We start from the raw sequence: 12023 nt of genomic DNA, 5'->3' as shown, positions 1-12023 counted from the left end.
GTACCCGGTGTCCCTTGCCCACGGCAGGCCGGCCTCTTTCCCCTCCAGGGCTGGCCTGCCGCTGGGAAATCAGTACGTTACGCTCATGTCCATGCGGATTCTCATCATCGAGGACGACCGAGAGGCGGCCTCCTACCTCGTGAAGGCGTTCCGTGAGGCCGGCTACGTGGCCGACCACGCCGCCGATGGCCTCGACGGCTACGCCATGGCCGAATCCGGCGATTACGACGTGCTCGTGGTGGACCGCATGCTCCCCAAGCTCGACGGCCTCTCCCTCATCCGCTCCCTGCGCGAGCAGAAGGTCGAGACTCCGGTGCTGATCCTTTCGGCCCTCGGCCAGGTGGACGACCGGGTGAAGGGCCTGCGCGCGGGCGGCGACGACTACCTCCCCAAGCCCTATGCCTTCTCCGAGCTGCTCGCCCGGGTCGAGGTTCTCTCGCGCCGTCGCGCCGCGACGCCGAACGCCGAGCCCACGATCTATCGCATCGCCGATCTTGAGCTCGACCGCCTGTCCCATCGCGTCACCCGCTCCGGCCAGGAGATCGTGCTGCAGCCGCGCGAATTCAGGCTGCTCGAATACCTGATGAAGAACGCCAACCAGGTCGTGACCCGCACCATGCTGCTGGAGCACGTCTGGGACTATCATTTCGACCCGCAGACCAACGTGATCGACGTCCACGTCTCGCGCCTGAGGGCCAAGATCGACAAGGGCTTCGACAAGCCGCTGATCCACACCATCCGCGGCGCGGGCTACATGGTGCGCGTGGGGGCGGAAGGGGCCGAGGAGTGACGGGGGCCGATCCATGACCGCCCTCGGCAAGCTCTTCCGGACGACCGCGTTCAAGCTGTCCTTCGCCTATCTGCTGGTCTTCACGATCTTCGCCTTCGTGACCCTGGGCTATGTGGCCTGGAGCGCACAGAGGCTCCTGACCGAACAGTTCATCTCCACCATCGAGGCCGAGATCAACGGCCTCTCCGAGCAGTACCGGGTCGGTGGATTGCGCCGTCTGGTGAACATCGTCGAGCGGCGCTCCCGGGCGCCCGGCGCCTCCCTCTACCTCGTGACCACGAATGCCGGCGAGCGGATCGCCGGGAATGTCGGGGCGCTGCCGCCGGGCGTGATTGACCGGCCCGGGCAGTTCGAGACGCCCTATAGCCGGACCGAGGATGCGGATGCCGGGCCCAACCACGCCATCATCCGGGTCTATCGCCTGCCGGGAGGTTTCCGCCTGCTGGTGGGACGGGACGTGGAGGAGCGCATCCGTCTGCGGGACATCATCCACCGCGCCTTCGGTTATTCCCTTCTCTTCATCGGCATTCTCGGCTGCGCCGGAAGCTGGTTCATCGCCAGGCGCGTGCTCAAGCGCGTCGACGACATGACGGAGACCACCCGGGAGATCATGGCGGGCGATCTCGGCGGGCGCCTGAGGATCGCCGGAACCGGCGACGAGCTGGATCGTCTCGCGCAGAACCTCAACGACATGCTCGACCGCATCGGCGAACTCATGCACGGCATGCGGGAGGTCTCCGACAACATCGCCCATGACCTGAAGACGCCGCTGACGCGCCTGCGCAACAAGGCCGACGAGGCCCTGCGCACCGCCAAGTCCCCCGACGAGCTGAAGGGCTCCCTGGAGGCCATCATCGAGGAGAGCGACAACCTCATCCGCATCTTCAACGCGCTCCTGATGATCGCGCGCCTGGAGGCCGGCAACGCCCGCGAGGGGCTCGCGGATTTCAACGCCGCCGAGACCGTGCGCGACGTCGCCGAGCTCTACGAGGCCCTGGCCGAGGAGGCGGGCCTGCCCCTGGAGGTGACGGTCGACGAGGACCTGCCTCTTCACGGCAGCCGCGAGCTTCTCGGACAGGCGGTGGCCAATCTGCTCGACAACGCCCTGAAATACGGCGCCCAGGCCGAAGGCAGCGACGCCTTTCGCTCCATTACCGTATCCGCCCACCGGATCGACGGGGCCATGCGCATCGTGGTGGCGGATCGCGGCCCGGGCATTCCCGAGGCCGACCGCGGCCGCGTGCTGGAGCGCTTCGTGCGGCTGGAGACGGCCCGCTCCCGCCCGGGTTTCGGCCTCGGCCTGAGCCTCGTCGCCGCCGTCGCCCGCCTGCATGGCGGAGCCCTCACCCTGGAGGATAACGAGCCGGGCCTGCGCGCCGTCCTCGTCCTGCCCCTGGGCAATGCGCAGGCCTCGCCGGAGCCTGCGCAAACGGCGGCGTGAAGGTCCGATATTTCGATTGCCTTCCCGGCAGCGGCATGGAGACATAGGCTCCGATGACCCTTTCCATGGATTGGCCGTGCCGGACCAGAACCGTTCCCTCCTCAGCCGCCTGAGCAAGGCGCCTCCCGTGTCCGATCTCCGGCGGGCGAAGGCGCAACTCGCCGACTTCGTCGAGCGGGTGCGGGACAATCCCGAGGCGGCCGCGCTGCTGCCGCATCTGGAAGGGGGAATCCTGCGCGATCTCCTTCTCGCCCTGGCCGACCATTCCACCTTTCTCTGGCAGCTCGTGGTGAGCGACCCCGCCCGGATGGCGAGGCTCGTCCTGCAACCCCCCGAGGAGAGTCATCGCGCCATCGTCGAGAGCCAGGCCAATCTCTTCCGCGAGCTGCGTTCCGGCGCACGGACCCGCGACGACGTGGTCCGCGCCTTCCGGCGCAACCGCAACTCCCATGCCCTTCTCGTGGCGCTTGCGGATATCGGCGGTCTCTGGAGCGTGGAGGACGTCATCGGAGCCCTGTCCGCCTTCGCGGATTCCTCCGTGCGCGGCGGCGTCAATCTGGTTCTGACCGAGACCGCTGATCTCGGGCGCATCCGCCTCAAGGATCCCGAGGATCCGGGGGAGGGCTGCGGCTTCACCGTGCTGGCGCTCGGCAAGCACGGGGCGGGCGAGCTCAATTATTCGAGCGACATCGACCTGGTGATCTTCTTCGATCCTCAGTCGCCCGCTTTGCCGGAAGGGGCGGAGCCCGCCACCCTCTATACCCGCATCGCCCAGCAGCTCGCCCGGCTGCTGCAGGAGCGCACGCCGGACGGCTACGTGCACCGGGTCGATTACCGCCTGAGACCCGACCCCGGCTCGACGCCCACCGCCGTCGCCCTGCCGTCGGCCTATATCTATTACGAGACCGTCGGCCAGAACTGGGAGCGCGCGGCGCTCATCAAGGCGCGGCCCGTGGCGGGAGACATCGCCCTCGGCGAGACCTTCCTGGCCGAATTGCGGCCGTTCATCTGGCGCAAGTATTTCGATTTCGCCTCCATCGCCGACGTGCACGCCATGAAGCGGCAGATCCACGCGGTGCGCGGGCATGACGAGATCGCGGTGGCCGGGCACGACATCAAGCTCGGGCGCGGCGGCATCCGCGAGATCGAGTTCTTCGTGCAGACGCAGCAGCTCGTCTTCGGCGGACGCCGTCCCGCCTTGCGCGGCCGCCGTACCCTGGACATGCTGGAGGCGCTGCACGACGAAGGCTGGATCACGGAGACGGCCCGCGACGAGCTATCCGACGCCTATCGCTTCCTGCGCACCATCGAGCACCGGCTGCAGATGGTGGCGGACGAGCAGACGCAGCGCCTGCCTTCCGACGAGGAAGCGCTCAAGAGCTTCGCCAAGTTCTGCGGCTATCCCAACCTCAAGGCCTTCGCCAAGGCGCTGACGCAGCAGGCCAGGATCGTGCAGGGGCATTACGCGCTGCTGTTCGAGGAGGGGCCGGAACTCGCCTCGGACGTGGGCAATCTCGTCTTCACCGGCACGACGGATGATCCCGAAACGCTCGCCACCCTGGAGCGCATGGGCTTCCGCAATCCCGCGCAGGCGGCGGAAACCGTGCGCGGCTGGCATTTCGGCCGGCGGGCCGCCATCACGAGCCAGCGCGCCCGCGAGGTGCTGACCGAGCTCGTGCCGGCGCTCCTGGCGGCGCTCGGCGGCACGGCGGACCCCGACGGGGCTCTCGCGGCGCTCGACCGGGCCTTCGGCAGGATGCCGGCCGCCGTCGAGCTCCTCACCATCCTGCAGTCGCACGACCGCCTGCGCCTGCGCTTCGCCGATCTTCTCGGCACCGCGCCGCGCCTCGCCGACACGGTGGCGCAGTCGCCCCACGTGCTCGATGCGCTGATCGATCCGGCCTTCGGCATTCCGTTCAACGACGATGCCGCCGTCGGCGAGCAGGTGCGCCAGATCATCGGCACTCCCAGCGATCACGAGGATTTCCTCGACCGGACCCGCGACGCGGCCCGCCAGATGCGCTTCATCACCGGCGCGCGGCTCCTCTCCGACATTCTGTCGCCCGCCCAGGCGGGAGAGGCCTATGCGTCGATCGCCGATGCGGTGATCCGCGCTTCCTTCGAGGCGGTGCGCAAGGTGTTCGAGGCCGATCACGGCGTGGTTCCGGGAGCGAGGATCGCCATCCTGGGCCTCGGCCGTCTCGGGTCCCGCGAGCTGACCGCGGGCTCCGATCTCGACCTCGTGGTCATCTACGATTTCGACGAGGACAGGCGGGAGAGCGACGGGCCGAGAAAGCTCGATGCGGTGGTTTATTTCACGCGCCTGACCCAGCGCCTCGTCGCGGCGCTCACTGTGCCGACCCGGCGCGGCCTGCTCTACGAGGTCGACCTGCGCCTGCGCCCGCAGGGAGGGAAGGGGCCGGTCGCCTCGCAGTTCCGCGGCTTCCTGAGCTACCAGAAGACCGAAGCCGATCTGTGGGAGCACATGGCGCTCACCCGCGCGCGCGTGATCGCCGGCAACGGCGACTTCGCCGCCGAGGTCGAGGCGGCGGTGAAGGAGATCGTCGGCACGCCCCGGGACCGCAAATACGTGATCTCGGAGGTTGCCGCCATGCGGGAACTCATCGCGCAGGAGAAGGGCGACGACAATCCCTGGGACCTGAAGCTCGCCCGCGGCGGACTGACCGACATCGACTTCATCGCCCAAGGACTCGTCCTGACGCACGGCGCGGAGCATCCCGCCCTCATCGGCCTCGCGCCGGAAGCGCTCTTCGCCGAGGCGCGAAAGGCGGGTCTGCTGAGCCGCGACGATGCCGAAACCCTCATCGAGGCGCATCGCCTCTTCAACGCGATCTTCCAGTGGCAGCGGCTGACGATCGAAGGAAGATTCGATCCTGCGACGGTGCCGCCGGTCATCCTGAAACGGCTCGCCTCCGTCGCCGGGCTGCCGGACGAAAAGGTGCTGCTCGAGCACCTGGGCGAGACGCGAGGGCAGGTGACGGAGGTGTTCGGCCGGGTGCTCGATGCGGGCGCGGCGAAGAGATCGAGGCGGTCGGGCTGATTGCGCCCGCAACCATCAACGCCGGGCGAACGCCACCCTCCGCAGGGAGCCGGATCCTGATTCGGGCACCGGCTTGTCCGAAGGGACGATATCCGATATGTTACAAGATATCATTTTGGATGTGCCGCAGAGCACATCTTCCCCGGTCCGCCCGGCCTAGTGTGGAAATGGGGACAGGATATCGCTCACGAGGCGATGGGGTGACGAGTCATGGACGGCGATAACAGCCAGAATGCGGGTCGGACGTCACGCTGGGCAGAGATCACAGCCGTGCTGTCGGTCGTCTGCGTCATCGGCGTTCTGTACCTGCCTCTCATTCTCTGAGGGGACCGCACACCTGACGGCCTTGCGGCCGGGCCGAAGACATCTAAGCTCGATCCGCCCGGCGCGAGCCGGAGGTCGGCCTTGCCGATGGCAGGCGCCCGGTGCGGAGGCTCGTCATGCACATTGTCTGGCCCGATATTCCCTATGCCGATTGGCGGGGGACCGCCACGACCCTCCATCTCTGGACCCAAGTGGTCGGCAAGGTCCGTCTCGCGCTGTCGCCCTGGCTCAACCACGGCTGGCACGTTCCGCTCTACGTCACCGCGCGCGGGCTCGGAACCTCGCCCGTTCCGTTCGGTTCCGAAATCCTGGAGATCGACTTCGATTTCATCGCGCATCGCGTCGTCGTCCGCACGAGCCGCGGGGACGAGGCGGCGCTCGACCTGAGGCCCAGGACGGTCGCGGATTTCTACGGTGACCTCATAGGCATCCTGCTCCGGACCGGCATCCCGGTCGCGATCAACGAGATGCCGAACGAGGTTTCCGATCCGATCCGCTTCCCGGAGGACCGGACGCACTCCGAATACGATGCCGAGGCGGCGCACCGGTTCTGGCGCGCGCTGGTGCAGGCCGACCGCGTCTTCAAGCTCTTCCGCAGCGGCTTTCTCGGCAAGTCGAGCCCGGTCCACTTCTTCTGGGGCAGCTTCGATCTCGCGGTGACGCGCTTCTCCGGCAGGCCGGCTCCCCTTCATCCCGGCGGTGTGCCGGGACTGCCGGACGCGGTCACCCGCGAGGCCTATTCGCATGAGGTGAGCAGCGCCGGCTTCTGGCCGGGCAGCGAGGCCTTCCCGCAGGCCGCCTTCTACTCCTACGCCTATCCGGAGCCCCAGGGCTTTCGCGAGCACGCCGTGCCGCCGCCAGCCTATTTCGATACGACCCTCGGCGAGTTCATCCTGCCCTACGAGGCCGTCCGCACGGCGGATGCGCCGGATACGCTGCTGCTCGATTTCCTGTCGGCCACCTACGAGGCCGCAGCCGAGACAGGCCGCTGGGACCGGGCGGCGCTGGAATGTCCTTTCGGCGTTCCGGCGCAGCCGCGTGTCGTCGGATAGAGTGGGGAACTCAGCCCGTCCTCACGCCGCCGCGTCGGCCAGCGCGATGTCGGCGCTGGTGGCCTCCGAAAGCGGCAGGTGGACCAGCACGATGGTGCCGATGCCTTCCTGGCTCTTGATGCGCAGGGAGCCGCCGTGCAGTTCCGTGAGCGAGCGGGCGATGGCGAGGCCGAGGCCAGAGCCCTTGTAGCTCTTCGAGAACTCGGTTTCGACCTGCTCGAAGGGACGCCCGAGCTTCTGCAGGGCATGGGCCGGAATGCCGATGCCGTTGTCCTCGACGTAGATGTTGACCGCCTTGCCGGCCTGACGGGTGCGCACCGTGATGCAGCCGCCCTCGCTCGTGAACTTGGTGGCGTTCTGGAGCAGGTTGACCAGGATCTGGTGCAGGGCACGCTCGTCGGCCGGGACCACGATGTCCTCGGGGTTCACGTCGACGGAGACGGAGAGGCTTTTGCCGCGGATCTGCTCGCTCACCAACTTGATCGCCCGCTGGATCGAGGCATGAACCTCGATGGGCTGTTTCTTGAGGCTCGTGCGGCCCGCCTCGATGCGCGACATGTCGAGGATGTCGTTGATGACCGAGAGGAGGTACTCGCCGCTGGAGCGGATGTCGGAGCAGTATTCCTCGTACTTGTCCGAGCCCAGCGAACCGAAGATGCCGCTCTGCATCACTTCCGCGAAGCCGATGATGGCGTTGAGCGGCGTGCGCAGCTCATGGCTCATGTTGGCCAGGAATTCGGACTTCGCGCGGTTGGCGCTCTCGGCCTGGGCCTTCTGGTCGAGATAGCGTTCGGCGAGATCGGCGAGCTGGTGCGTCTGCGCCTCGAGCTTCTGGCGCGACTGCTTGAGGTCGAGAACCGTGGCGATGAGTTCCTTCTCGGATTCCACCAGACGGTGCTCGTGGCGCTTGAGGGCGGTGATGTCCGTGCCGACGGAGACGTAGCCGCCGTCCTTCGTGCGCCGTTCGTTGATCTGCAGCCAGCGGCCGTCCTGAAGGCGGGCCTCGAAGGTGCGCGCGCCCACGTCCTGGTTCTGCGCGCGGACGAACTGGTGCTGCACTTCCGGCGGACGGCCGAGAGCCATCACCTCGGCGTAGCTCATGCCCTGAAGCGGCGCCTCGGCCGGCAACTCGTGCAGCTTCTGGAATTTCGAGTTGCAGAGAACGAGGCGGTTGTTGGCGTCCCAGAGAACGAAGGCCTCGGAGATCGCCTCGATCGCGTCGTGCAGGCGGGCGTCGGCCTTGGCGGTCTTCTCTTCCAGCTTGCGCTGTTCCGTGACGTCGACCGCGATGCCCACGAGATGGCTCGCCGCATCGTCGGGATCGTTCATCAGCTCGGCGCGGGCGCGCAGCCACACCCAGTCGCCGCTGAGGCTGCGGATGCGGAACTCGTAATCCACCAGCGAGGTGCTGGCCGAAGCGAGCTGCTCGGCCAGCGTGTACAGGTCCTGATCCTCGGGATGGATCATGGCGTTCACTTCGCCGAAGGAGAGGAACTCGTCCTGCCGCTCGTAGCCGAGAAGCTCGTACATCGAGTCCGACCAATAGATGCGGCCACGGCCGATATCCCAGTCCCACAGGCCGCAGCGGCCTCGGTTCAGCGCGGAGTCGATGCGGTCGCGCACCTTCTCGCACACCTCGTCGGCAGCGCGGGCGCGGTTCGCCTGCATCACATAGGCGATGCCGATGCCGATCAGCACGACGATGGTGGCGGCCAGCAGCGACACGTGACCGATGGTGCGCGTCCACCAGCCGGAGAGCACATCCGGCAGGGGCTGGATCACGGCGATCCGTCCGGACGATGCCGGCAGGGAGCGTACGGTCGCGATGCCTTCCTGGCCGCTGACGAGCCTGATGGTCATCACGCCCGCGCGGTCCGCGAACAGGGCGAGGGGCTGCGCATCGCCGAGCACCTCGGCGAGGGTGTCGGGCGCGTTCTCCATCGCCGGGTAGACGGCCAGAACCTTGCCGGACTGATCGACCAGAAGCAGCGTGCGGCTGTGCGCGAGGGCGCTGTCCGGCATGCTCTCCGCGAGACCCGCGAGCTGCGCGACGGCCGCGGCATGATCGGCCGGTGCGGCCCGGTCGCCGAGCTTCGCGGCAGAAAGGGATGCGACGATGTCGATATCCGCGATCGCATCGACGAGCGTGTCCTCCCGGTTCTCGCGAACCTGGATCCACGCGCTGCCTGCGAGCGTGATGAGAAAGAGGGCGAGAAGAGCGGGAACTGCAAGCCTGAGCCAGGGTTCGTATTGCTCAAGTCGCCGATATGTCGGGTTCGCGTCGGATCGCGTTACCCCGAGAATTGTACCCGCACGAGCGGGTACGCATGCGGTCACCGCCCCCGCCATGCGATTCTCCCTCCGGAACCATTTACGTCCTTGATCGGAGGACGTGCCGCATCTCTCCGAATCACCATCAATAGAATCATGGGCGAGTGATTTGTCTAGCTATGTGATCATCTAGGTTAACAGAAATTTACGCTGCCGATTGCGCATCAGCCGTTCGTGGTACTGGACAGAAAAACCAAGTCCTTTCAGGAGGTTGTCAGGCATTCTGTTCCTCCAGCGAACGCGCCGCGATGTCGCCTACATCGCGGGAAAGATTGGGCTTTCCAGCGATGCGGCGCAGGGCTTGTTCGGCCTTGCCGCGACGCGTTTTTTCCATCATTCGCCAGCTGCTGAACGAGGTCAGAAGCCGTGCCGCAAGTTGAGGATTCAACGCGTCCACGCGCAGCACGATATCGGCCAGGAACTCGTAGCCCGATCCGTCCGCGCGATTGAACTGCATCTGATTCAGCATCGCGAAACTTCCCACCAGCGAGCGCACGCGGTTGGGATTGTTGATCGAGAACGCGGGGTGCTGCATCAGGCGCTTCACGCGCTCCAGAGTGCCATCCTCGGGAATGGCGGCCTGCAGGGTGAACCACTTGTCGAGCACGAGCGGCTCATGGCGATAGCGCTCCTCGAACTGCGCCAGCGCCTTCTCCCGTGCATCGCCCGGCAGCGTCGTCAGAACGCTCAGCGATGCGAGACGGTCCGTCATGTTGCCGGCGGATGCGAACTGCTCGCCCGCAAGCGCCTCGCCGAGCTCCGCGTCCGCGGCCGCCAGGAGATCCAGCGACGCATTGCGCAGGGCGCGCCGTCCCGCGCTCGCTGCATCGGGGCTGTAGGCGCCCGTCTCCGCAAGCGAACGGCGGAAATCCTGCAACGTTTCGAGGCAGGCCTGCCCGATATGCCGGCGCATATGCCTGCGCGCGCGATGGATCGCGTCGGGGTCCACATCCGCGCCGATCTCCTGCGCGATATCGGCCTCGCTGGGAAGCGTGATCGCAAGGGCCGCGAAAGCAGGATCCTGCAGGGCATCCGCCTCCATGAAGGCGCGCAACGCCGAGGTGAAATCTGCGATTGCCGCATCGGGAACGGACGCTCCCTTCGAGAGCTCGACCAGAAGACGCATGGCGACGGTCTGCGCCGCCTGCCAGCGGTTGAAGGCATCGCTGTCGTGGCGCAGGAGAACGAGAAGTTCCTCGTTCGTCAGGTCGAGCGTGACCTTCACCGGAGCGGAGAAGCCCCGGAAGATCGAGGGGACGGGCCGGGAGGCCACGCCCGTGAAGGTCACGCTGTCGCTGGCCTTGTCGAGCAGGAACACGCCCTGGGCATTCACGCGGTCGCCGGAGGCGTCGAGCGCGCCTCCATCACGCGCCACGAGGCCGACCACCACCGGGATCGCCATGGGCTCCTTCGTCGGCTGCCCCGGCGTCGCGGGCGTTTCCTGCGTGAAGTCGAGGCGGTAGGTCCGCGCCGCCTCGTCGTAGGTTCCCTTCACCGTCACCCGTGGCGTGCCGGCCTGGGCATACCAGCGGGCGAAATGGGACAGGTCGCGACCGGTCACCTCGGCGAAGGCGTCGAGGAAATCCTCCACCGTCGCGGCGGTGCCGTCGCAGCGTTCGTAATAGAGGTCCATCCCGCGCCGGAAATCCTCGGGGCCGATCAGCGTCTTGAGCATCCGCACGATCTCGGCGCCCTTCTCGTAGACGGTGGCCGTGTAGAAGTTGTTGATCTCCCGGTACTGCGCCGGGCGCACCGGATGGGCGAGGGGGCTCGCATCCTCCAGGAACTGGCGCGCGCGCAGGGTCTTGACCTCGGCGATGCGGTGCACGGGACGCGAGCGCTCGTCGGAAGAGAATTCCTGGTCGCGGAAGACCGTCAGGCCCTCCTTGAGGCAGAGCTGGAACCAGTCGCGGCAGGTGACGCGATTGCCCGACCAGTTGTGGAAATACTCGTGCGCGATGATCGCCTCGATATTGGCGTAGTCCGCGTCCGTCGCGGTCTCGGGGCTCGCCAGCACGTATTTGTCGTTGAAGATGTTGAGGCCCTTGTTCTCCATCGCGCCCATGTTGAAGTCCGACACGGCGACGATGTTGAACACGTCGAGATCGTATTCCCGGCCGAAGGCCTGTTCGTCCCAGCGCATGGAACGCTCCAGCGCATCGAGGGCGTAGTCGGCGCGATCCTCCTTGCCGGGCTCCACATAGATGGCGAGCTCCACCTCGCGGCCGCTCATGGTGGTGAAGCTCTTGGCCACGCGGCCGAGGCGTCCGCCGACCAGGGCGAAGAGATAGGACGGCTTCGGGTGCGGATCGTGCCACACGGCATAGTGCCGGCCCTTGCCCTCGATGGCGCCGGCCTCGACCAGGTTGCCGTTGCCGAGGAGCACCGGCGCCTCCTCCCGCTCGGCCTCGATGCGGGTGGTGTAGACCGCCATCACGTCCGGCCGGTCGAGGAAATAGGTGATGCGGCGGAACCCTTCCGCCTCGCACTGCGTGCAGTAGTTGCCGCTCGACCGGTAGAGGCCCATGAGCTTGGTGTTCGAGGTCGGGTCGATCTCGGTCTCGATCGTGAGCGTGAAGGGCCGCCGCGGCGGCTGCGCGATGGTCAGGGATTGCGGCGAGGCCCCGAACTCGCCGCCCGGCAGGGACCGTCCGTCGAGGGCCAGGGCCTTCAGGTTCACCTCGTCGCCGTCGAGCACGAGGGGCGCATCCGCGCGCCCTTCCGGATTCGGCCGCAGGGCCAGCGTGGCCGTAACCCGCGTCGCCGTGGGATGAAGCCGGACATCGAGTTCCACGCGGTCGATCAGGAAATCGCTGGGCCGGTAATCCTCAAGGCGGACGATCTGGGCAATGTCGGTGCGCATCGGAAAAGCTTTCGTGCTGGCGTAACTTTGTTTTGATCTATGGCCTGAGCGATTCAGTGCAAGGCTGCGGCGGTGCGAACGGTGAAAGGTTAACAAACATTAAACATCCTCAAGCTTTCCTGGTGCTTGTGACGGGTGGCTCTTGATCTCTGCGTCAAATG

The 12023-nt window shown here is 66.8% G+C and carries 6 protein-coding genes; 4 read left to right on the top strand and 2 right to left on the bottom strand.

Annotated elements, in window-relative coordinates:
• Positions 1-91 precede the first annotated feature (91 nt).
• The 4 genes from LGR44_RS13850 (at position 92) to LGR44_RS13835 (ending at position 6668) form a co-directional block, all read left to right on the top strand.
• A complete protein-coding gene (locus LGR44_RS13850) occupies positions 92-790 on the top strand; it encodes a winged helix-turn-helix domain-containing protein (protein ID WP_226741468.1) in 699 nt (232 codons plus the stop codon).
• A 13-nt stretch (positions 791-803) separates the two neighbouring features.
• Positions 804-2231: a HAMP domain-containing sensor histidine kinase gene (locus LGR44_RS13845; RefSeq protein ID WP_226741284.1), complete on the top strand. Its 1428-nt coding sequence runs from the start codon at positions 804-806 to the stop codon at positions 2229-2231.
• Between the two features lie 76 nt (positions 2232-2307).
• Entirely contained in the window at positions 2308-5292 is a 2985-nt protein-coding gene (locus tag LGR44_RS13840) for a bifunctional [glutamine synthetase] adenylyltransferase/[glutamine synthetase]-adenylyl-L-tyrosine phosphorylase (protein WP_226741283.1), read from the top strand.
• 440 nt (positions 5293-5732) lie between these two features.
• The gene (locus LGR44_RS13835; protein WP_226741282.1) at positions 5733-6668 is read left to right on the top strand and encodes a DUF5996 family protein; all 936 of its coding nucleotides are present in this window, start codon (positions 5733-5735) and stop codon (positions 6666-6668) included.
• A gap of 21 nt (positions 6669-6689) precedes the next feature.
• Here LGR44_RS13835 and LGR44_RS13830 read toward each other — a convergent pair whose 3' ends face one another.
• The gene (locus LGR44_RS13830; RefSeq protein ID WP_226741281.1) at positions 6690-9017 is read right to left on the bottom strand and encodes a sensor histidine kinase; all 2328 of its coding nucleotides are present in this window, start codon (positions 9015-9017) and stop codon (positions 6690-6692) included.
• A gap of 196 nt (positions 9018-9213) precedes the next feature.
• On the bottom strand, positions 9214-11862 hold the full coding sequence (pepN, locus tag LGR44_RS13825; RefSeq protein ID WP_226741280.1) for an aminopeptidase N: 2649 nt from the start codon (positions 11860-11862) through the stop codon (positions 9214-9216).
• Between the last annotated feature and the right edge of the window lie 161 nt (positions 11863-12023).

Source organism: Microvirga lenta (genome assembly GCF_020532555.1).
GTDB classification, from domain to species: Bacteria; Pseudomonadota; Alphaproteobacteria; order Rhizobiales; family Beijerinckiaceae; genus Microvirga; species Microvirga lenta.
Note: the sequence above shows the minus strand (reverse complement) of the source record. Positions and strands in the feature narration are given on the sequence as shown.